This is a genomic window from Agrobacterium sp. fls2-241-TYG-188a, from assembly GCF_030209845.1.
The window spans coordinates 1,057,539-1,080,012 of record NZ_JARVRD010000001.1; the positions used below are offsets into that span (position 1 = coordinate 1,057,539).

The following is a 22,474-nucleotide window of genomic DNA, read 5'->3' on the forward strand; positions in this document are numbered from 1 at the left end:
TGGCCATGTTTAGTGGTTGTCGCGCGGCAGACCCTTTGTCTGGGCAATGCGCTGATACTTGACCGCAGATTCCAGAACCGCACCGGTCTCCATCTGGCCGACGAGGCTGCGCTGGATTTCCTGCCATGGCGTCTGGTGATCCGGGAATTTGTATCCGCCTTCAGCCGCAAGCGCTTCGTAACGCTTGGCCAGTTCCTCGGCAGAAATCAGGATGTCCGCCTTGCCCTTGCCAACATCGATACGAACCTTGTCGCCGGTCTGAAGGATTGCCAGACCGCCACCAGCTGCCGCCTCGGGCGATGCATTGAGGATGGACGGGCTGCCTGACGTGCCGGACTGGCGACCGTCGCCAATGCATGGCAGCGATGTGATGCCCTGCTTCAAGAGGTAGTCCGGCGCGCGCATGTTGACGACTTCCGCCGCACCCGGATAACCGATTGGACCGGCGCCACGCATGAACAGAACCGTGTTTGCGTCAATGCCGAGCGACGGGTCATCGATGCGGTGGTGGTAATCCTCGGGACCATCGAACACGACGGCCTTGCCTTCGAAGGCTTCCGGGTCGTTGGGGTTCGACAAGTAGCGTTCGCGGAATTCCGGCGAGATCACACTTGTCTTCATGATGGCGGAAGAGAAGAGGTTGCCACGCAGAACGCGGAAACCTGCACGCTCCTTGAGCGGCTGATCGAACGGACGGATAACCTTCTCGTCCTCGATGATCGCGCCGCGGCAGTTTTCACCAATCGTCTTGCCGTTCACCGTCATGGCGTCTTCCATGATGAGACCCTGGGTCATCAACTGGTTGACGACGGCGGGAACACCGCCTGCGTGATAATAGTCTTCACCGAGATATTCACCGGCTGGCTGAAGGTTGACCAGCAATGGCACCTCTTCGCCGTAGGTCTGCCAGTCATCGACCGTCAGTTCGACGTCGAGGTGGCGCGCCAGACCATTCAGGTGGATCGGCGCATTTGTCGAACCGCCGATTGCCGAGTTGACGCGGATGGCGTTGATGAACGCATCCTTTGTCATGATGTCGGAAGGCTTGAGGTCTTCGCGGACCATTTCAACGATGCGAAGGCCGGTCAGGTAGGAGATTTCCTGACGATCGCGGTATGGGGCGGGAATAGCGGCAGAGCCCGGCAGCTGCATACCAAGAGCCTCGGCAAGCGAGTTCATGGTGGTGGCGGTGCCCATGGTGTTGCAATAGCCTGTCGACGGCGCCGAGGAGGCAACCAGCTTGACGAAGCCCTGATAGTCGATCTCGCCCTTCGCCAGAAGTTCGCGCGCCTTCCAGACGATTGTGCCGGAGCCGGTGCGTTCGCCGCGGAACCAGCCGTTCAGCATGGGGCCGACAGACAGGGCGATGGAGGGAATGTTGACGGTGGCCGCCGCCATAAGACAGGCAGGCGTCGTCTTGTCACAGCCGATGGTCAGAACGACGCCATCGAGCGGGTAGCCGTAGAGAACTTCTACGAGACCGAGATAGGCAAGGTTACGGTCGAGACCAGCAGTCGGGCGCTTGCCGGTTTCCTGGATAGGGTGAACCGGGAATTCGATGGCGATACCACCGGCTTCGCGAATGCCTTCACGCAGGCGATTGGCAAGCTCAAGGTGGTGGCGGTTGCAGGGAGAAAGATCGGAGCCGGTCTGTGCAATGCCGATGATCGGACGGTCGGACTGCAATTCCGCCTGGCTGAGGCCGAAATTCATGTAGCGCTCAAGATAGAGCGCCGTCATATCCGCGTTGGCAGGATTATCGAACCAGGCGCGCGAACGCAGCTTACCGCCCTTTGCCTGTGTTGCGGGAAGATTGTTCTGGTCTTTCATGATTTTGGTCTCCAGCCGAAAGTGGCGAATGGGTACGACAACAGGATTGCGACGACCTTGTGGTGAGCGGCAGAGAAAAAATTCTGGCGGTCGGCAGCGCGCGGCAGCCAAACCCGAGGACAGTCCGACACAGAACCTGCCCCTTCAACAAAGTCGATGACTACTGTCACGAATTTCCACCCTGAATCTTCTCGTTCCACTTCCTCCGAAACATCGGGCCCTGATCATCCCTGCTTCGGCATCGCGCGGTATTCATATTACTATTTTGCCGGGGAATGGCTTGTCAAGTAAAGCCTCAGAGCGATCCGTCCGGTCAGATAAATTTATTTTATCCGCTGTTTTTATTGTTAATTCACAAGAAATTCCCGTTTCCTAAGGCGTAATGCGCGTATCAACTTAAGAAATCGCTCAAAAGTCTCTTTTCAAATATCATACTATATGCTCATATCGCCCCGTCATAGCCGAATTCATCTCTGGGAGGATATAAGATGAAAAAAGCACTCGCGGCGGTTACCGTCGCATTTTCCGTGTGTCTGGCATCAGGCGTTTCCGCTCAATCTCTGACCGTCGGCTTCTCGCAGATCGGCTCCGAATCCGGTTGGCGCGCGGCTGAAACCACAGTCACCAGGCAGCAGGCTGAAAAGCGCGGCGTAACCCTGAAGTTCGCGGACGCCCAGCAGAAGCAGGAAAACCAGATCAAGGCTGTTCGCGGCTTCATCGCGCAGGGCGTGGATGCAATCTTCATTGCACCGGTTGTCGCAACCGGCTGGGATGCGGTGCTGAAAGAAGCCAAGGAAGAGAAGATCCCCGTCATTCTTCTCGACCGCCAGATTGAGGCTCCAGACAGCCTTTACCTGACCGCTGTCACCTCGGACCAGGTTCACGAAGGCAAGGTTGCCGGGGAATGGCTGGCCAAGGATGTAGGCTCCAAGGATTGCAAGGTTGTAGAACTGCAGGGAACGACCGGTTCTTCGCCTGCCATCAACCGCAAGAAGGGTTTTGAGGAAGGCATTGCCTCCCACGCAAATATCAAGATCGTTCGCTCGCAGACCGGCGACTTTACCCGCACCAAGGGCAAGGAAGTCATGGAAAGCTTCATCAAGGCAGAAGGCGGCGGCAAGGACATCTGCGCGGTTTATGCCCATAATGATGACATGGCTGTCGGCGCAATCCAGGCCATCAAGGAAGCGGGCCTGAAGCCCGGCACCGACATCAAGGTCGTTTCCATCGATGCCGTTCCGGATATCTTCAAGGCCATGGCCGCTGGCGAAGCCAATGCGACCGTGGAACTAACACCGAACATGGCCGGCCCTGCCTTCGACGCGCTGGATGCGTATCTGAAGGACAAGAAAGAGCCACCAAAGTGGATCCAGACGGAATCCAAACTCTACACGGCCTCCGATAATCCGATGAAGGTTTACGAGGAGAAGAAGGGACTTGGCTACTAAGCCATTTTCCGGCTTCGGGAACGGCGCGCAAGCGTCGTTCCCACCAACATACCGTGCAGGAAACCAACATGTCCGAAACCAGCCCACTTCTGGAAGCGCGCGCCATTGGAAAATCCTTCCTTGGCATACCCGCTCTGGACAATGTCGACATATCCCTCAACCGTGGCGAAGTGCACGCGCTTCTCGGTGAAAACGGCGCGGGAAAATCGACCCTCATCAAGATACTGACCGGTGTGTACCACCGCGACCGGGGCACGATCCGCCTCGACGGCGCGGAAATCTCTCCGACAACGGTGGCAGAGGCACAGGATCTCGGCATCGGCACCGTCTATCAGGAGGTCAATCTTCTCGAGAACCTTACGGTTGCCGAAAACCTGTTTTTGGGCAGGCAACCACGCCGCTTCGGCCTGATCGATAGACGCGAAATGCGCGTCCGGTCTCAGGCGCTGCTTGCGCGTTATGGACTCAGCATCAATGTCGATGCTCTTCTCTCCAGCTATTCGGTTGCGATCCGTCAGATCATCGCGATTGCGCGTGCCGTCGATCTCTCCGGCAAGGTGCTCGTCCTCGATGAGCCGACGGCCAGCCTCGACAATCATGAAGTGGAAATGCTGTTTACCGTGTTGCGGCAGTTGCGCGCCGAAGGGCTTGGCATTGTCATCATCACGCACTTCCTCAATCAAGTGTACGATATCGCCGACCGCGTAACGGTTTTGCGCAACGGCAAGCTGGTCGGCACGCGCAAGATTTCCGAATTGCCCAGAGGTGAGCTCATATCGATGATGCTGGGCCGTGAGCTTCAAAGTGTCACCCATGATCGCCATGCCCCGGAAGCAACGGTCGTGGAGGGTGAAGCGCCCATACGCTTTCAGGGATACGGAAAGCGCGGCAGTGTCGAACCCTTCGATCTCGATGTGCGGCCCGGCGAAGTTGTTGGGATCGCCGGATTGCTCGGTTCCGGGCGCAGTGAGACCGCGTTCCTGCTTTTCGGCATAGACAGACCGGATGGCGGACAGGCCAGTATCGACGGCAAAACCGTGGCCATTACCTCGCCGGAAGCAGCGATCGAAAACGGCTTCGGCTTTTGCCCCGAGGAACGCAAGACGGATGGCATCATCGGCGATTTTTCGGTCGCTGATAACATCGCCCTTGCGCTGCAGGCCCGCCAGGGCTGGATGCGGCCCTTGTCCCACAAGCAGAAGGCTGCACTGGCGGACGGCTTCATCAAATCGCTCGATATCCGCCCGGCCGACCGTGAGAGGCCCATCAAGTTTCTGTCCGGCGGCAACCAGCAGAAGGCAATTCTGGCGCGTTGGCTGGCGACCGACCCAAGGCTCCTCATTCTGGACGAGCCGACACGCGGCATCGATATCGGTGCCCATGCGGAAATTCTGAAAATGATCGAGCGGCTCTGTTCGCAGGGCATGTCTCTGATCGTCATTTCCTCGGAGCTGGAAGAGCTGACGGCTGTCGCGCACCGCGTCATCGTGCTTTCGGACCGCAAGCATGTGGCGGAACTCAAGGGAGACGATGTGACGGCCGATAACATCATGCAGGCCATTGCCAGCGCAGCCAGAACGGAGGCAGCGTGATGAAGACCATCACTCACCGCCTGAAGAGGCTGGCGCCCCAGCTTGCCGCGCTGATCATCATTCTTGCCGCAATCGCGGCGATCTCGCCCGGTTTCCTGAATCTGTCGTTCCAGAACGGTAGGCTCTATGGCAGTATCATCGATATTCTGGTGCGTGCAGCACCGGTGGCACTGCTGACAATCGGCATGACGCTGGTGATTGCAACCAAGGGCATCGACCTTTCCATCGGTGCCGTCATCGCCATATGCGGCGCGGTTGCCGCGACCTTGATCAGCGGCGGGCACTCCATTCCAACGGTCATCGCCATATCGCTGGCGGTCGGCATTGCCTGCGGCATCTGGAACGGCATTCTGGTTGCCATACTCGACATTCAGCCCATTATCGCAACGCTGATCCTGATGGTGGCGGGGCGCGGCATCGCACAGCTGATCACCGAAGGCGTGATCCTGACATTCAACAATGACAGCTTTTCCGCGCTCGGCTCCGGCTCTTTGGCGGGCATACCGATGCCAATCGTCATCTGGGTTCTGACAGCACTTCTGATCGGCACACTGGTGCGAAAATCGGCACTCGGCTTTCTCATCGAAGCGACGGGTGTAAACCGCCGTGCCGCTGCCCTGGCTGGCGTGCGCGCCCGTTTCCTGCTGTTCTTCGTCTATGCCGTGTCAGGCCTTTGCGCGGCCGTTGCCGGCATGATCGTGACGGCCGACATACGCGGTGCGGACGCCAATAATGCCGGGCTGTGGCTGGAACTCGACGCCATTCTCGCTGTCGTCATTGGCGGGACATCGCTGAACGGCGGGCGTTTTTCCATTACCGCTTCGCTGATCGGCGCACTCATCATCCAGACCATCAACACCGGCATTCTGGTTTCCGGGTTTCCACCGGAGTTCAACCTCATCATCAAGGCGGGCATCATCATCGTCGTGCTGACACTTCAGTCGCCTGCAATCGGCACCGTCATCGGCTTTGCCAGATCGCGCAAGCCACACAACACCGCGCCCGCAACCAAGGCCGCCAACAACAAGGAAGCCGCGCGATGATACACACCCGCAATCTTCCGTTTCTGACAACGCTTGCCGTCTTTATCGTCGCCTATGCCCTGTGCGTCATGCAATATCCCGGCATGTTTTCAACGCGGGTTGTTGGCAATCTCCTGACAGACAACGCCTTTCTCGGCATAGCCTCTGTCGGCATGACCTTCGTCATTCTGTCCGGCGGTATCGATCTCTCGATTGGCTCCGTCATTGCCTTCGCCAGCGTTTTCGTGGCCGTGCTGGTGGGAACGTATAATGTGCATCCGCTGGTGGCCTTTGCCGCTGTGCTCGTCATTTCCACCCTCTTTGGCTGCCTGATGGGCGCAATGATCCGGTTCCTGTCTATACCGCCTTTCGTGGTGACGCTGGCCGGCATGTTTCTCGCCCGTGGCGCCGCCTACCTTATCTCGACGGAGTCAGTGCCGATCTCTCATCCGGTCATCGATGCGATACAGGGTTTCTATTTCCGTTTTCCAGGCGGTGGACGGCTAACGGCGCTGGCCATTGTGATGCTGATCGTGTTTGCGGTCGGAATATTCCTGGCAAGCCGCACACGATTTGGCGCCAATATCTATGCCCTTGGCGGAAACCAGCAATCGGCGGAATTGATGGGCGTTCCCATTGGAAAGACGATCATCGGCATTTATGCCCTGTCCGGCTTTCTCTCAGGCCTCGCTGGTATCGTCTACACACTCTACACCTCGTCCGGCTATTCGCTGGCAACCGTCGGCATGGAGCTTGACGCAATCGCCGCCGTCGTAATCGGCGGAACGCTTCTGACGGGTGGCACCGGCCTTGTGGCTGGCACCTTCATCGGCCTGCTGATCCAGGGCCTGATCCAGACCTATATCGTTTTTGAAGGAACGCTTTCATCCTGGTGGACGAAAATCGTCATCGGCGTACTATTGTTCATATTCATCGTGTTGCAACGCACAATCATCTGGTATTCAAACAGAAGGCTTGCCGGGGGACATCCGGCGTAAACCGAGCGGAGGCATTTGTTGGGGCTGCTGGAAACGACGATCACGGGACGTAAGCGACGCAGCAGCCACGCGCATGTCGTCGCGGAGCTTGGCAGCGCCATCGTTTCGGGCCGCATCCCTGAGGGGTCGCTTCTGCCCAATGATGCGGAGCTTTCGCTGCGCTTTGGCGTCTCACGCACCGTTCTGCGCGAAACCATGAAGACGCTGGCGGCCAAGCGGCTGGTTGAAGCCAAGGCCAAGGTCGGCACCCGCGTCCTTGAGAAATCCAGCTGGAATTTCTTCGATCCCGACGTTCTGGGCTGGCGGTGCGATGCGGGGCTGGACCCGGAATTCATCACGCATCTGGCTGACATCAGGCTGGCACTGGAGCCGGCGGCAGCCGCGGCCGCTGCGCGCCATGCTTCGAGCGAGGATATCGTCTCGCTTTATGCGATTGCTGCGCGGTTTGACAATGTGAACCATACGCCGGAAAGCATCGCCAAGGTCGATCTGGAGTTTCACCTGGCCGTGGCGCGCATTTCCGGCAATCCGTTCATGCGCTCGGCCAGTGGCCTGATCGAAGCGGCCCTTGCCATCTCGTTCCAGCTGTCGTCACCCGCATCCTCGCCGGAGACGATTTCGGAGATTGCGTCCAACCATCTGCGTATCGTCCACGCCATCGCTGCCCGTGATGAAGCAGCTGCCATCAAGGCCATGCGGCAGGTCATTCTGGTGGGCAAGGACCGGATCAAGAACGCGATCTTGGGTTAGTCTAACGCGATTGCGCCAATGAGCCTCAATGAAAATTGCGGCCCTTGACCGTGATATGCGCCTCTGTATCCGCAGGAATTTCAGACCGTCTTGGCAGGCCACGCCGGTCTGGAGACGGGCTTCCACGATGGAACTCATCGCCGCGCCCGTGAGGCAGCGGAAACGGCCCTTCCCTTTCGCCCACGCTTCTCAGCGCCTCCGAAAGATCCGTCACGCGACGCGCCACCAGATGCACGACTTCTCCTTCACGCTGGATCTTTCCATAAATTCCGACCATTCCCGCAGACAGGATGACAGGACGGTATTTTTCGAAGGTCTTGACCCAGACCACGGCATTGGCAATGCCCGTCTCGTCTTCCAGCGTCATGAAGATGACACCCTTTGCCGAGCCCGGCCTTTGACGCACCAGAACAAGACCCGCCACTTCCAGCCATGTTCCATCGCGCGCGTTGGCCGCTTGCTCGCAGGTGGCGATGCGCCGCCGCGAAAGATCCTCCCGCAGAAAAGACAGTGGATGCTGGCGCAGGCTAAGCCCCATATGGCCGTAATCCTGCACCACCTCTCCCCCAGCCGTCATGGGGCGCAACGCAACGTCAGGCTCGTTCAGTTCCGCAATGACGCTGTTGCGACTGGCGGCAGCGGCGGCAAACAGGGGCAGTGGCTCGTCCCGCAACGCCTTGATGGCCCAGAGCGCCTGACGGCGAGACAGCCCAAGGAATGGCAGGAACGCATCCGCTTCCGCAAGGCAGACCAAGGCGCTGGCGGGAATGCCCGCCCTGCGCCATAGATCGTCAATGGAAACGAAAGGTCGGTCCTCCCGGCACGCAACGATGGCGGCAGCGTGAGCGTTGGACAGGCCCTTGACCAGCCGCATACCCAGCCGCACGGCATTGCGGTTGTGACCCATCTCTTCCTCAAGCCTGCAATCCCACCGGCTGTGGTTGATGCAGACAGGGCGCACGACGACACCGTGGTCGCGTGCATCGCGCACAAGCTGCGCAGGTGCATAGAAACCCATGGGCTGGGAATTCAGGAGAGCGACGCAAAAGATATCCGGGTGATGGCATTTCACCCAGGCGGATGCGTAAGCGATCAGCGCAAACGACGCTGCGTGGCTTTCGGGAAAGCCGTAGCTGCCGAAACCTTTGATCTGCTCGAAAAGTCGTTTTGCAAACTCTTCAGGAAAGCCGTTTTCGATGAGCCCGCTGACCAGTTGCTTTTCGAAATTGGCAATCGTCCCGACATTCTTGAATGTCGCCATCGCTCTTCTGAGCTGATCCGCGTCATTGGGTGTAAACCCCGCGCAATCGATGGCAAGCCGCATGGCATGTTCCTGAAACAGCGGAACACCGAGTGTCTTCCACAGGACTTTTTCAAGTTTTGGATGCTCATAGATGATTTGCTTGCCTTGTGCTCTTTCCTGTCTGCGCTTGAGATAGGGATGCACCATGTTACCCTGAATGGGACCGGGCCGAACGATCGCCACCTGGATAACGAGGTCGTAGAGTTCCCGAGGCCTGAGCCGCGGCAGCATGGACATTTGCGCCCGGCTTTCGATCTGGAACGTGCCGATCGTATCGGCCTTGCAGATCATGTCGTAGGTTTTCTGATCGTTCTGCGGCACCGTGACAAGCTCGTATCGCTTGCCCTCCCGCTCCTCCAGCATATCGAAGGCACGGCGCATACAGGACAACATGCCGAGAGCCAGACAATCCATCTTCATGAAATCGACGACATCGATATCGTCCTTATCCCATTCGATGATGCGGCGATTATCCATGGCGGCTGGCAGGATGGGAACGAGCTCATCCAGCCTGTCATGGGTCAGCACGAAGCCGCCCGGATGCTGGCTGTGGTGGCGAGGCGTGCCGATGAGTTGGCGGGCAAGGTCGAAGGCCAGCTTCACCCGGCGGTCATCGAGATTGATGTTGAGGTCCTTGGCTTCCTTCTCACCCGCATCCTCGGTCCACCACCAGATTTGCGAGGACATGAGCTTGGTCAGGTCTTCCGGCAGGCCCAACACCTTGCCGACATCACGAATGGCACCCTTGCCGCGGTAGCGGCTGATGACGGAGCACAGCGCTGCCTTGTCGTGGCCGTAATGATTGTAGATCCATTGAATGATCTCTTCGCGTCTCTGATGCTCGAAATCGACGTCGATATCCGGTGGCTCATTGCGGTCTTCCGAGACGAAACGTTCAAACAGAAGATCGCTTTCCTTCGGATCGATGGCAGTGATGCCAAGAACATAGCACACGGCGGAATTGGCGGCAGAACCACGCCCCTGGCACAGAATATTCATCTTGCGTGCCTGACGGACGATTGCATTGACCGTCAGAAAATAGGGAGCGTATTTCTTTCGTGCGATGATCGCCAATTCATGTCTGAGGCTCTTTTCCACCTTTTCAGGCACGCCATCGGGATAGCGCCCCGGCACCTCATCCCAGACATATTTCTCAAGCGCTTCCTGTGCGCCCATTCCCGGCAGGATATTTTCTTCCGGATATTGATATTTCAGTTCTTTCAGCGAAAAATTGCAGCGTCGTACAATCTCCAGCGTCCGTCTCAAGGCATCCGGATAGGCCGAAAACAGCCGATGCATTTCCTGCGGAGGCTTCAGATAACGGTCTGCGTGGCGCTCCCGCCGGAAACCGGCATCGTCAATGGTGCAGTTATGGCGGATGCAGGTCACCACATCCTGCAACATGCGGCGTTCCGGCTCATGAAACAACACGTCATTGGTCACAACGGTCGCAACGCCTACATGCTGCGCCATAAGGGAAAGCTCGTGGAGCCGCATGTGGTCATTGGGGCGACGGCGCAGGCTCATTGCCACATAGGCCCGATCCCCGAAATCCGCCTTCAGGCGTCGCAACCGCCCGGACAGCCCTTCATCCGCAAGATCAGGCAGCAGAATAACGAGTAGCCCCTCCCCGTAGGTGACGAGATCGCGCCATTTCAGATCGCACTTTCCCTTTGCTGCCTCTTTCTTCCCATGGGTCAGCAAGCGGCATAGCCGACCATAGGCCGCCCGATCGGTTGGATAGACCAAGACCGAGATATCGTCTTCCAGGTCAAGCCTGCAGCCGATGACCAGCCGGACGCCGAATTTTTCCGAAGCTTCAAAGGCCCGGGGAATGCCGGTAAGCGTATTGCGATCCACCACGCCCAGCGCTTCAATGCCAAGAGCCTTGGCCTGGGCGAACAGATCCTCGCAGGAACTGACGCCACGCAGAAAAGAAAAATGCGTGGTGACCTGAAGCTCGGCATAACGAAGATCGTTGTTCATCCGAACAGCCCATGCATGAACCAGCCTTGCGAGCCGGTATTGGCGTGCTCACCATCGCCGGAGCGGAAGATCCAGAACCTTTCGCCGACCTCATCTTCCACCGTGAAATAATCGCGAACCGCAGCCTGTTCGCGGTCCCGCTTCCACCATTCACCAAAGACGCGCTCCGGCCCATCGGCCCGTTTCACAACACGCCGGACACCGCGCCATGTAAAGCTCCTGGGCGGGTGATCCGGCAGGAGCGCCATGGTTTGAATTGGCTCAGGCCTGGCAAGAAGCCGTACCGGTCGCGGCCAGTGATCCGGCCAGCCAAGACAATCATCGGTAGCCTGAACGGAAACTTTCTGAACGGAACGCTCCGGCACGTCGCTCGCCACGGCGGCGTAACGATAGACCCGGTGGCCGCGATTGATGATGACATCGACCGTTTCTCCGATATCGGCCCTTGCGTCATCCAGCAGCGTGGAGCGGGTCTGCCCCACCACAAGCGCTTCCGCATGGGTTGCCGTCAGAACCATTTTCTCGATGCCGAAGCCGGGATTGATGGTATCGATCCGGTCCGCCAACAGGCGCGTCAACTGTTTGACATCACGAACCGGCCTGGACGTTCCGGCGCGAATGGCTTGCAAGCCGCTATCGACACGATGCAGCAAAAGATCCACACGGCGCGCACCCAGCCCACGCTTTTCCAGATCCTGACAGAGCTGGCGGACCAGTTTTTCGGTATAGCGGGCAATGGTTTCGGCAGCAGAAATGGGCTCTGCAAAGAAGCGGAATGCTTCGACAAGTTCCGGCACGCGCACAGGCTCTATCGGTTCCGACAGAAAACCGTGGGCCTGATCCAGCCTGCGCCCCACTTCCGGTCCGAACCGCAGGGTCAGCGGCGCGCGCGCGGTCGTCATCAGTTCCGTGACCGTGCGAAAACCAAGCACTTTCAAATCTCTTATTATCCTGTCTTCAAGGCGAAGTGCAGCCAAAGGAAGATGTGCGATTGCTTGACCGGCACCATGTTCCGGCACGATGGTGATCTGATCCCGCCCGAAGCGGGCAAGGGCATGGGCGGCACCCCAACTGTCGGCAATGGCTGCACGCGCGGCAAAGCCGATGCCGTGCAGACGGTTTATCATGCCTGTCAGCATGAGGTGTTCATTGCCATGCAGATGGTCTGCACCCGTCGTATCCAGCACAAGGCCGGCAGGTGGATCAGGCGAAACGATGGGCGCGTAAATTCGCAGGAACCACAGGGCAAGATCACGCAGTGCTCTTGCATCTTCGGCTGCCTTCAGTTCCTCCACGATCAGGCCGGAAACGATAGCCTGCGCCTTGCTGGCCGGCATGCCGAGACGCAGGCCCGCAGCAGAGGCCGCCGCATCCTGCGCCATCACGACACGGCGGTTGCCCTGGCGGCCAATCATGACGACGGGCTGGTCAACCGGTGGCGCCTGCTTGCCAAGCGCCCTGCGGTATCGATCCGTCGACCATGTCGGCAGGTAAAGCGAGACGACCCTTTGCATCACAGGCTTCCACTTCAAAATCGGCACATTCACCGCCACGACAGCGCACAAGCTCCAGAAACCAGCGCGCCCTCCCAACCCCCCGCACGGGCAGCGGTGTGGATGGGCGAACAGAAACACGCCAGCGCGTAACCGCGGCCGTTGGTTGTCCGAACTCGGCTGCACCGGAGGGATGCCGCCAGCGGCGGATCGCAAGGCCGACGACGCCGGAGCTTTCTGCGGCCAGTTGCAGACGCCGCGACATGTTCATCGGCAGTTTCGACATCTCGCCAATGACCGCACCGAAGCCGTTGCAACGCAGCCCCTCTTCAAAACAATCCAGCACGCCTTTCTCATCGCGGCATTCCACCATGATCAGCCGGTTTTGCGACAGCCCGGCCTGAGCCAGCGCCGGCATGAACAGATCAGGCCTTGTCACACACCACAGGATCTTGCCTTTGACACGTGCCGCGATGCCGGCTGAAAACAGGGCTGAAGCAGCACCGTCTACCGCACCGTTTCCACCACCGCTCACCTCATGCAGGCTACCGAGCTTGAGGCCCCCACCCGGCAAATGATTATCGATCGGGGGAATGCCAAAGGGCAGGATTTCATGATGGCGGGCCGGACCGTGCGTGATCCGCTCCAGCCTTTCCCGCAATTCCTCGACAACAAGCTGTTCGGCGCGTTTATGCATGACACAAGACTTTTCAAGACATTCACGCTAAAAGATATAACTGTTCACTTTTTGTTCCAATTTCAGCAAAGAGTCAACAAGAGTCATGGAAGAGTCTGTGGAGGAACTTAAATGAGGAATTACGGACCGGCCACGGGCCGCATCTCGACCTGCGATAATAGCCCTGCCCTTGCCGGTGCCCGCCGCGGCAGGGTCAGCTTGCCTGCTGCGTAGTACAAGAGGAATGTACCGACCTGATAGGGATATGTGACATCGATCTCAACGAAAGACCGCACCACAAACAGTGCACAGAGAGCAAAGAGGACCAATCCTTGAGGATCGTTCTTCTTGACGAGAATGGATCGCAGATGCCCTAGGAGGGTCCCATAAAGCAGGATCAACAGCAATATCAGTCCAACAAAGCCGTTCTCCACCACCGTTTCGATATAGGTATTGTGGAAGTGGAATCCGCTGCGGGTGGTGATGAAGAAATCATCCCACAGGCGTTCGGCATCAAAAAAGCCGACGACCCAGAAGCCTTGATATCCTACGCCGAGAATGGGTGCGTCTTTGGCCGCTTCGATGCCCTGCTGCCAAAGATAGGTACGCCCTGTCAGGGTGGAATCCTTGCCAAATATGCCAAGCACAGCATCGAGCAGACCAAATTGCAGCGACGCCACAACGAGAAGAGCCCCCACACCGACGAGCGCCAGAAATATCATCTTGCGATTGGCAGGAGACAACATGCCCATGGGCATGAAGCCTATGATGAGGGCAACCACTGCGACTGTGGTGATAACCGACGTCGCCGATTGCGATGCCAGCAGGCAATAGGCCGAGATGAGACCAGCGACGCCCGCAACGCCCAGCCAGAGAATGTCACGCTGACGCAGCACCAGCACGGACGACACTGCAAAGATCACGCCCAGTGACGCAAAGAAGCCAAGCTGGTTTTTGGAGGAGAAGGCGCCGACAAAGCTGACGGTCCCGTCCAAAGCATCGAAGAGATAGAGTCCGAAAAGCAGGGAATAGAGAAGCACCAGGACGATGCCAATCAGCGCGCCGCGTGTGAGCGTCGTAATCGAGATCACTCTCATGGCGATCAGGGCGCAAACAATATGCGTTAGGTACTGAATGGACGCGCGCATCGTAACGGACATGGCATCCGACCAGAAACTGGACAGAACGGCCAGAATGCCGAAAGCGAAAATCCAGAGATATCTGGTGTAGTTGCCAAGTACCCGACGGTAATCCACCACGACGAGCGGAAACCACATGGCGTAATAGGCAAGAATGGAAACCTGACCGAATTTGGACGAATAGGCAAAGACGAAGAACGACAGCGCGACTGCCGCCGTTCCGTAAAGGCCGTTTTTATTCGGATCGATCAAGGCCGATTTGGCAATCCGCATCTTGGCCTCACTGCATCAGAACATCTGATGACACCTTGATTACGTCGCCAGGCTGGATCGGCGTGTTTTCATCAGCCTTGATTTCCTTCGCCTTGCCATCCTCTTCACGCACGATGACGTAGTTGATGCTGGCAGATTTGCCCGAAGGATCGAAGCGTAGCGCCTCGGCAGATTGCGCCAGAGCTTCAGACATCAGTTCCCGGCTGGTGCCAAGCTGCAGGTTCAGCTTCTGCAGTTCGGCCTCGGTATCCTGCAATTCCTTGGAACGCTGGGCGTCCCAATCGTTGCGCAGGTTGATTTCGTCCTGGGTCGCCTTGTTGATATCCTGCTTGGCGCGCAGCGCCGACGTATCGATATCGAGAAGGGTGGATTCCACTTCTGCGGCACGTTCCTCGGCTGAGATCCGACGTTGTGCAAGCGCGAGACCCTGTTCATTCAGCCGGTTGACCTTTTCACGGTCCTCATTGGCCAGCTGCAACTGTCTGTTTTGAGTTTCGGCCTTTTTCTGAAGGGATTCGACTTCTGTTTCCAAAAGCTGCCGGAGATCCGTCAAGGCTTTCAACTGAAGCGTATAGCGCTCCGTCCGCGATTTCATGAGAGCAGTTTCGCTCTCAAGAAGCGCATCAATGTTGAGAATCTTTTCCAGTTCAGGTGTCTTGGTGATTTCCTTGTCACCCCTGACCTCGGCGCGCAGACGGGCTTGGCGTGCAAGAAGACGGCCGCGCTGGTCATCGTAAACAACAGCGTCGCCACGGGCGTTGATGAAATCGCGAGCAAAACGCTGCCCAGCCTCGGAACGGCGCAGGCCACCAGAAAGGCTGACTGCCTTCAATACCGTGAGATTAGGCGCATAGGGGTATTCACCCGGCGTCTGCACATCGCCGGTCAGGAAGACGGGTCGGAATTGCGAGACCTCGACGGAAGCTGAGGGAAGATTGCGAAGGGCAAACTTGCTCTGAAGCTGTGCCCCGATTTCAGAGCCGACTTCACCTGCCGTTTTGCCAGCAACATCAAGCTCGCCGATAAAAGGTAGCGAAAGGGACCCGGAAGCGCCGACAGAATAATCGCCGTTGATGGCTTCCCAGTTGCGGATGGTACCATCTGCAGGCTGCCATTCTGCAACACGGATACGCAGCTTGTCTGCGGTGCCCAGCCTGTATTGCTTGTCCTGCTGAGCAAAGGCAGTCAAGGGTGAGGTTGCGACCAGCGTGGCCGCGATAACAAGCGCAGGAATTTTGCGCAGGGCAAGATTCAATGAAAAACCGGTGGCAACGCCAACCATATTGAACTCCATAATTACAGCTGTCGTTACAGCCGGTTTACGACCAGCTTTTAAGGCTGGTCGCAAATGCCACCCAATGGCGGCCGCAATAACTTAATGCCACAAAACGCCGAACTATGAATTTGGTTCAATAGCTGCCGCGTGACATGCACACAGCCGGAATGGTTTTAACGATGATGGACACGTCCTGCATCATGGACCAGTTGCGCACATATTGCGTATCGAAGTCCACGCGTTCCTTGTAGGACACGTCGTTACGACCACTGATCTGCCACAGGCCGGTCAGGCCCGGTCGGGTGCTGAGGTAATAAGAAGCTGCACTTTCGTAATAGTTCAGCTCTTCATCAACGACAGGACGAGGACCCACGACACTCATCTCACCACGAATGATGTTGATGAGCTGTGGCAGCTCGTCCAGGCTCAGCTTGCGCAGGACAGATCCGATCGATGTTACCCGAGGATCGTTCTTGAGTTTGCGTGTCGTCTTCCACTCTTCCGCTGCTTCTGGATTGGCAGCAAGATAGTGTCGCAGGACGTCATCGCCGTTCATCACCATGGTGCGGAACTTGAGGCAATGGAACATACGTCCGTTATGCCCGACGCGGCGATGACCATAAAAGGCCGGACCGCGGTCGGTGAATTTAACCAAAGCCATGATCATCAAAAAGATCGGGCTAAGTACGAGGAGTGCTAGCAGTGCTGACGAAACGTCAAAGCTGCGTTTAGCGATTCCTCCGATCGGAAAGCTCACATCGAATTCATCTGAGCTACTAAGCGGCGAAACAGCCGATCGAGTCGCGGACTTCATAGAGAGGACTCCATTTATGTTTTGCGATGGTCGGTACCCGTTGGGCGCGTCATTTCGAGTATCATCAGATAGCAATGCTGTGACGACAATTTGGTGCTTTTGAATTTTTTGTGAGGCGTGCCGCCTTAGTTCTTTTGGGTGAGGCAACCAGAAATAATCACAAAAGAAGTGAATTCAGTATAAAAACCGATCTACTGAAGAACAACACCGTGGTGCCAGCGAAACCCTCACACCTTGTTTAGGTTTTGGCATGTATTCGATGCTCAATTAAAACTCATTTAATCTTATAGCATTCTATAGAGCCATGCATATTTGCAGTGCGAAGGCGACATAAGGGACGCATTTTAAGCATATTGGACCATTGTGCACCGCAATAAAATTGCGGCGACGCACACTCAAAATGACAAGGAATGTCTGTATTTTTATGAAGAAAAATTAATCTCGTCTGTAAATTAGGTTGATTGAGGGGAGAAAATGGACGCAATCGTGACGCAAATAAGGCGAAATAGTGGCAAAACGCTTTTGCATAGCTCTCAATTATGTTCAACGAATTCTGATAGGCGAATATAATCGATTCAAACAGTGACGTTTGCGTGATTCCGCGTAAGCTCAGACGTTAGATATATCCCGGCGGTGGCGACAAATGGGCAACTCGAGCTCATACTCACTTCGGATAGCATAAGCAGGCGGACCGCAGGAGCGCTGCCGCCAACGACTGGCCGATCGATCACTGAGGAGAGTGATCGGTAGGCTCGATAAACTGGGAGGAACCATGCATGTTCGTCAACGCGATGAGCTTCGACCTGGGTGAAGACATCGGCGCACTGCGCGATGTGGTGCACCGCTTCGCGCAGGACCGCGTCAAGCCACTTGCGGCTGGCATAGACAAGGCAAATCTCTTCCCGCACGAGCTTTGGGAAGAGATGGGCGAGCTCGGGCTTTTGGGCATAACGGTGCCGGAGGCCTATGGCGGAGCTGACATGGGATATCTGGCCCACACGGTCGCTGTCGAAGAGATTGCCCGCGCCTCGGCATCAGTAAGCCTGAGTTATGGCGCGCACTCAAATCTTTGCGTCAACCAGATCAAACTCAACGGTAACGACGACCAGAGGCAACGATATCTTCCCAAGCTGGTTTCCGGTGCTCATGTGGGTGCTTTGGCAATGTCGGAAGCGGGTTCGGGCTCCGACGTGGTTTCAATGGCTTTGCGCGCGGAGAAACACGGGGATCATTTCCGGCTGAATGGGACGAAATACTGGATTACCAACGGGCCGGATGCCGACACGCTGGTGGTCTACGCAAAAACCGACCCCGGCGCAGGCAGCCGCGGCATCACCGCCTTCATCGTTGAAAAGACCATGAAGGGTTTTTCGACCAGTCCGCATTTCGACAAGCTTGGAATGCGCGGGTCGAATACCGCCGAGCTGGTTTTCGACAATGTCGAGGTCCCCATCGAGAATGTCCTTGGCCAAGAGGGCAAGGGCGTTCGCGTCCTGATGTCAGGGCTGGATTACGAGCGCGTCGTTCTTTCCGGCATCGGCACCGGGATCATGGCGGCCTGTCTGGACGAAATCATGCCCTATCTTAAAAGCAGGAAACAGTTTGGGCAGAGCATCGGCAGTTTCCAGCTCATGCAGGGCAAAATCGCGGACATGTATACCGCGCTCAATACCGCGCGTGCCTATATGTATGAAGTCGCCCGCGCCTGCGACGCAGGCAGGGTAACCAGACAGGATGCTGCAGCCTGCGTACTCTACGCATCGGAACAGGCGATGGTCGTCGCGCATCAGGCCGTGCAGGCGATGGGTGGAACGGGGTTTATGAATGAAACGCCTGTCAGCCGAATGTTCCGCGACGCCAAGCTGATGGAGATCGGCGCGGGCACATCGGAAATTCGCAGAATGCTGATCGGGCGCGAACTCATGGAACAACAGGCACCATGATGGCCCCCACCAACGCATGAAAAAGGCCGCCAAAGGATGGCGGCCTTTCTAACTCTTGTGCCGGATCAGGCTGCGTGGCGCTCGTGGCGGCCCTCTTCAACCTCTTCGACAATCTTTGCAACAAATGCATCAAGGTCGTCTGGGGAGCGCGAAGTGATGATGCCCTTGTCGGTAACGACCTTCTCGTCCTTCCACAGACCGCCGGCATTCATGACGTCAGTCTTTATGGAGCCGTAGGATGTGACCTGACGGCCCTTGACGGCATCAGCTTCAATCAGCAACCAGGGTGCGTGGCAGATGGCTGCGACGACCTTGCCGGATTTGACGAACTGGCGGACGACACGCATGGCGTCATCGCTGGCACGCAAGACGTCGGGGTTGATCTGGCCGCCGGGCAGTACCAGGGCGTCGAAATCTTCGATGTTGACGTCCTTTGCCAACATATCGACCTTAATGCTGTCGCCCCAGTCCTTCTCGTCCCAGCTCTTGATTTCGCCGTTTTCGACCGACGCGATCTTTACGTCAGCCCCCCTCTTCTTCAGTTCCTCGTAGGGCACCCGAAGTTCGGAACGTTCGTAACCGTCTGTTGCAAGAATCACGATTTTAGCAGCGTTGATAGCTGTCATGGCTTTCTCCTTTGCTTGATTGTCTGGAATATCAGTTCGCTTCGTCTGAATTGACGGATGGAAGAAAGAATTCGACATCCTCCCTGCGTGCCTGCTCGAGGCTGGCTATACGTTCCTGCCAGAAGCGCTCGGCTTCATCGGGTTCGTTCTCATATTGGCGGATGAAGGTCTTGTTATCGTCGATCATCACCTGACGCGTACCGCCAAGCAGCATATATTCTTCCGCAAGCTTGCGCGTTTCGGTCTTTTCCATCGTGGTCTCCTTGGGCGGAAGGAACTTGTGTCGGAGAGCGCACCGGATGGGTAAGAAGCTCGTCTGCCATTTCGTTGGCCATCAGAAGAAAACGGAAAAATCCTGATGTTCTCCAGCGCCATCATGTCCGTTTGACACGGTGGCTCTCCTGCCAAATGAACGTGCCCTTTGGAGAATGGTTCCTAAAAAAATCTGGAGATGTGGGAGGAAGCCGATTAGCTGCCCAGGGCTTCGATCTGCAATATGAGGCGCTCGGCCGACAGAAGCGCGCTACCCGTAGCGGCCACCATTTGCGGAAGGACCAACCATTCCAGCATCCACGCCGCACCGGATCTTTCCTGCTCGTGGACCATGGCTTGATGTATTGCAGAAACCTGCACCGCGTTGAAGCGAGCAAGCGCCACCAGGGTTTCGGCCACAACGGGATTTTGCTTGTGCGGCATGGCCGACGAACCACCACCGCCCGAAAGGCGAATGCCGGAGCCGGTTTGAGCAAGAAGCGCAATGTCCTGACCGAACTTGCCAAGCGTGCCGGTAACAAGCGTCAGAAAATGGGCGAAATCAGCGATGCCATCGCGCTGGCTATGCCACTGGACGCTTTCTGCCAGGTCAAGCCTTCTGGCGAGTTCCGCGCGAACATCTGCGGCTTTATCACCCAGGGAATCCAGTGTTCCTGCAGCGCCACCCAGCTGGATTGCGAAGTTCTTTTCCAGGAGCAGATGCAGCCGCTCTTCATGTCGGCACAGCGGCGCCTGCCAGCTGACGACCCTGTCCGCAACCGTAATCGGTATTGCTGCCTGCATTCTTGTATAGCCCATCAAGGGCTTGGAGCCGTCGCGTTTGATCAGCCCCTCCATGCCGGCGATGCAGGACGACAGCCGTGTGCCGAGGATGAACGCGGCAGCCTTGAGGCGCAGCATCAGGCTCGTATCGATGACATCCTGACTGGTTGCGCCGAAATGCACCTTTGGTGCGACAGTTTTTTCGACGGCTGCCCGCAATTGGCGAACAAGCTCGGGAATGACGACACCATCTTTCGCTACGCCGTTTCGCAACGCGGCGTAATCGATATCAACCTTGGCCAGTCCTTGAGAAATACTGGCCGCCTCCCCTTCTGAAATGATGCCGGCTGACGCCTGCGCGGCGGCAAGTGCGGTTTCAAACCGCAGCATTGCCGCAACGTCGGCCTCTGCAGAGAACAGTTCTGCGATCTCCACATCACCGAAAAGGCCGCCCAGCACCGGATGTTCAAAAGGGGAAAAGCTCATTTTGATCTCAAATATCGAAGAAGACTGTCTCGGCATCACCCTGAAGATGGATGTCGAAGCGATAGATGTTTCCTTCTTCCTTCTTCGCGATCAAGGTTGCAAGCCTTGGTTTATGCTCCACCCGGGCCAGAACCGGATCGACAGCATTTGCGTCCGCCTCTTCCGGAAAATACATGCGGGTCTGAAGGCCGATATTGATGCCACGTGCCACGACCCAGAAGGTGATGTGCGGAGCCATCCACTCGCCATTATTGAACGGCACTTTTCCAGGCTTGATCGTCTCGAAGATGAACTCACCGGTATCCATGTTGCCCGGCGAGCGGCCCCAGCCCCTGAAATTTGGATCGGCAGCGCCACGCGTTTCGCTAGGGCTGTTATAGAGACCCTGCGCGTCCGCTTGCCAGATTTCGATCAAAGCGTCCTTGAGAGGATTGCCGCCCCCATCGTAAACGGTGCCACGGATGGAGATCCGCTCGCCCTTTGCATTGGCATTGTAGAGCGCGCCGGAACCCAGATCCTCCGAGAAGATGCCTTCGATACCCACAAAATTCGGCGTGCAACCGATGTGGACATAGGGACCAGCGGTCTGGGAAGCGCTTTCCTTAAGGTAGTGAAGCGGTTGAACCATCTCAGTTGCCCTCCATGCGATTTTCAAACAGGGTGGAACGGCGTCCCCTCAGAACAATGTCGAATTTGTAGGCGCGCATGTCCATCGGAAGGGCCGCGTTCATGTCAAGAGCAGCGACCAGCCGCTCAATGGCCGCCTTGTCCGGGATCGTTTTCACAATTAGACACTGCCAGATCATCGGGTCACCCTCGAAATACATCTGCGTGATCAAACGCTGGGCAAAACCGTGACCGAAAATGGAAAAGTGAATATGCGCCGGGCGCCAGTCATTGACACCATTGGGCCATGGATAGGCACCAGGCAAAATCGTCTTGAACCAGTAATTGCCATCGGCATCGGTGATCGTTCGACCTACGCCACCGAAATTCGGATCGACGGCAGCCAGATAGGTTTCCTTTTTGTGACGGTAGCGTCCGCCGGCATTCGCCTGCCAGAACTCAACCAGCGCCCCATCGACACCCCTGCCCCGTTCGTCCAGAACACGTCCGTGTACGAGGATTCTGGGTCCGATAGGCATTTCACCCGGACGGGCGTAATTGAGGATAAGGTCGTTATCCAAGGGATTGAGCATATTGTGGCCGAAGACTGGGCCGGTAATTTCGCTCTTCGTTCCTTCCAGCGAGATCAGCGCCCGCTGCGGCGACCGCAGGATCGAGGTTTTATACGCCGGGGCATAGGCTGGCGGGTGAATGCTGCGATCTCTGGCAAAAAATGGTCCGGTTTCTGGCGGTCTGTTGGTCATTTCTTCTCCTCCTCACGCGGAGAGGCGGCTCGCATCTCGGCGAGTGCGTTCTTCGCAATCTTGAAAGCGTGGTTGGCTGCGGGAACACCCGCATATATCGCGACATGCATCAAAGCTTCGCGAATATCTTCTTCGGTCGCGCCGGTGTTTGCGGTGGCACGAACATGCATGGCCACCTCCTCATCATGTCCGAGCGCGGCAAGCAGTGCGATGGTGACCATCGAACGCTCTCGCTTGGTCCAGTGGCTCCCTGCCCAGACTGTACCCCATGCGGACTCGGTGATCAGCGTTTGAAACGGTTGGTCGAAGGGTGTCGAGGCAGCCTGCGCGCGATCCACATGGGCATTTCCAAGGACCTCACGACGGGTCTTCATCCCGCCCTCGAACCTGTTTGTCTTGTTGGCATCGGCCATG

19 protein-coding genes are annotated in these 22,474 nt (G+C 57.1%); 6 read left to right on the top strand and 13 right to left on the bottom strand.

Annotation, left to right across the window (positions count from 1 at the left end; translation table 11 throughout):
- Positions 1-9 precede the first annotated feature (9 nt).
- Positions 10-1,830 (bottom strand): IlvD/Edd family dehydratase, encoded by a 1,821-nt coding sequence (locus tag QRN85_RS04550; protein WP_062588120.1) that lies wholly within the window; start codon positions 1,828-1,830, stop codon positions 10-12.
- A gap of 488 nt (positions 1,831-2,318) precedes the next feature.
- Here QRN85_RS04550 and ytfQ point away from each other — a divergent pair, with 488 nt between their 5' ends.
- The 5 genes from ytfQ (at position 2,319) to QRN85_RS04575 (ending at position 7,640) form a co-directional block, all read left to right on the top strand.
- The gene (ytfQ, locus tag QRN85_RS04555) at positions 2,319-3,278 is read left to right on the top strand and encodes a galactofuranose ABC transporter, galactofuranose-binding protein YtfQ (RefSeq protein WP_062588121.1); all 960 of its coding nucleotides are present in this window, start codon (positions 2,319-2,321) and stop codon (positions 3,276-3,278) included.
- Positions 3,279-3,346: 68 nt separating this feature from the next.
- Positions 3,347-4,870, top strand: coding sequence for a sugar ABC transporter ATP-binding protein (locus tag QRN85_RS04560; RefSeq protein WP_062588123.1), 1,524 nt, complete (start codon positions 3,347-3,349; stop codon positions 4,868-4,870).
- Positions 4,870-5,913: an ABC transporter permease gene (locus QRN85_RS04565; protein WP_062588125.1), complete on the top strand. Its 1,044-nt coding sequence runs from the start codon at positions 4,870-4,872 to the stop codon at positions 5,911-5,913. The genes QRN85_RS04560 and QRN85_RS04565 overlap by 1 nt, the downstream gene beginning before the upstream one ends.
- Positions 5,910-6,890, top strand: a complete 981-nt coding sequence (yjfF, locus tag QRN85_RS04570; RefSeq protein ID WP_113097956.1) for a galactofuranose ABC transporter, permease protein YjfF — start codon at positions 5,910-5,912, stop codon at positions 6,888-6,890. Before QRN85_RS04565 ends, yjfF begins: the two co-directional genes overlap by 4 nt.
- A gap of 18 nt (positions 6,891-6,908) precedes the next feature.
- Positions 6,909-7,640: a FadR/GntR family transcriptional regulator gene (locus QRN85_RS04575; RefSeq protein WP_062588127.1), complete on the top strand. Its 732-nt coding sequence runs from the start codon at positions 6,909-6,911 to the stop codon at positions 7,638-7,640.
- Positions 7,641-7,665: 25 nt separating this feature from the next.
- On the opposite strand, the gene QRN85_RS04580 is transcribed toward QRN85_RS04575, so the two are convergent.
- From QRN85_RS04580 to QRN85_RS04605, 6 genes are all read right to left on the bottom strand, one after another.
- Positions 7,666-10,929, bottom strand: coding sequence for an error-prone DNA polymerase (locus QRN85_RS04580; RefSeq protein WP_284757096.1), 3,264 nt, complete (start codon positions 10,927-10,929; stop codon positions 7,666-7,668).
- On the bottom strand, positions 10,926-12,443 hold the full coding sequence (locus tag QRN85_RS04585; protein WP_284757095.1) for a Y-family DNA polymerase: 1,518 nt from the start codon (positions 12,441-12,443) through the stop codon (positions 10,926-10,928). Before QRN85_RS04585 ends, QRN85_RS04580 begins: the two co-directional genes overlap by 4 nt.
- A complete protein-coding gene (locus QRN85_RS04590; protein WP_284757094.1) occupies positions 12,358-13,119 on the bottom strand; it encodes an ImuA family protein in 762 nt (253 codons plus the stop codon). The genes QRN85_RS04585 and QRN85_RS04590 overlap by 86 nt, the downstream gene beginning before the upstream one ends.
- Positions 13,120-13,238: 119 nt before the next feature.
- On the bottom strand, positions 13,239-14,510 hold the full coding sequence (locus QRN85_RS04595; protein WP_284757093.1) for an O-antigen ligase family protein: 1,272 nt from the start codon (positions 14,508-14,510) through the stop codon (positions 13,239-13,241).
- A gap of 7 nt (positions 14,511-14,517) precedes the next feature.
- Positions 14,518-15,792 carry a polysaccharide biosynthesis/export family protein gene (locus QRN85_RS04600; RefSeq protein ID WP_284757092.1) on the bottom strand — a complete coding sequence of 425 codons (1,275 nt, stop codon included), beginning with the start codon at positions 15,790-15,792 and terminating at the stop codon, positions 14,518-14,520.
- 127 nt (positions 15,793-15,919) lie between these two features.
- Positions 15,920-16,600 (bottom strand): sugar transferase, encoded by a 681-nt coding sequence (locus QRN85_RS04605; protein WP_284757091.1) that lies wholly within the window; start codon positions 16,598-16,600, stop codon positions 15,920-15,922.
- Between the two features lie 776 nt (positions 16,601-17,376).
- Here QRN85_RS04605 and QRN85_RS04610 point away from each other — a divergent pair.
- Complete coding sequence (locus QRN85_RS04610) at positions 17,377-18,543, top strand: isovaleryl-CoA dehydrogenase (protein ID WP_284757090.1); 1,167 nt, start codon at positions 17,377-17,379, stop codon at positions 18,541-18,543.
- Positions 18,544-18,608: 65 nt separating this feature from the next.
- Here QRN85_RS04610 and QRN85_RS04615 read toward each other — a convergent pair whose 3' ends face one another.
- The 6 genes from QRN85_RS04615 to pcaC all read right to left on the bottom strand — a co-directional run bounded on the left by QRN85_RS04615 (position 18,609) and on the right by pcaC (position 22,473).
- Positions 18,609-19,169, bottom strand: a complete 561-nt coding sequence (locus QRN85_RS04615) for a DJ-1/PfpI/YhbO family deglycase/protease (protein WP_284757089.1) — start codon at positions 19,167-19,169, stop codon at positions 18,609-18,611.
- A 31-nt stretch (positions 19,170-19,200) separates the two neighbouring features.
- A complete protein-coding gene (locus QRN85_RS04620) occupies positions 19,201-19,422 on the bottom strand; it encodes a hypothetical protein (protein WP_062588141.1) in 222 nt (73 codons plus the stop codon).
- A 215-nt stretch (positions 19,423-19,637) separates the two neighbouring features.
- The gene (locus QRN85_RS04625; RefSeq protein WP_284757088.1) at positions 19,638-20,690 is read right to left on the bottom strand and encodes a 3-carboxy-cis,cis-muconate cycloisomerase; all 1,053 of its coding nucleotides are present in this window, start codon (positions 20,688-20,690) and stop codon (positions 19,638-19,640) included.
- A 7-nt stretch (positions 20,691-20,697) separates the two neighbouring features.
- A complete protein-coding gene (pcaG, locus tag QRN85_RS04630; RefSeq protein ID WP_113091862.1) occupies positions 20,698-21,318 on the bottom strand; it encodes a protocatechuate 3,4-dioxygenase subunit alpha in 621 nt (206 codons plus the stop codon).
- A 1-nt stretch (position 21,319) separates the two neighbouring features.
- A complete protein-coding gene (gene pcaH / locus QRN85_RS04635) occupies positions 21,320-22,060 on the bottom strand; it encodes a protocatechuate 3,4-dioxygenase subunit beta (RefSeq protein ID WP_284757087.1) in 741 nt (246 codons plus the stop codon).
- Positions 22,057-22,473 carry a 4-carboxymuconolactone decarboxylase gene (pcaC, locus tag QRN85_RS04640; RefSeq protein WP_284757086.1) on the bottom strand — a complete coding sequence of 139 codons (417 nt, stop codon included), beginning with the start codon at positions 22,471-22,473 and terminating at the stop codon, positions 22,057-22,059. The genes pcaH and pcaC overlap by 4 nt, the downstream gene beginning before the upstream one ends.
- Between the last annotated feature and the right edge of the window lies 1 nt (position 22,474).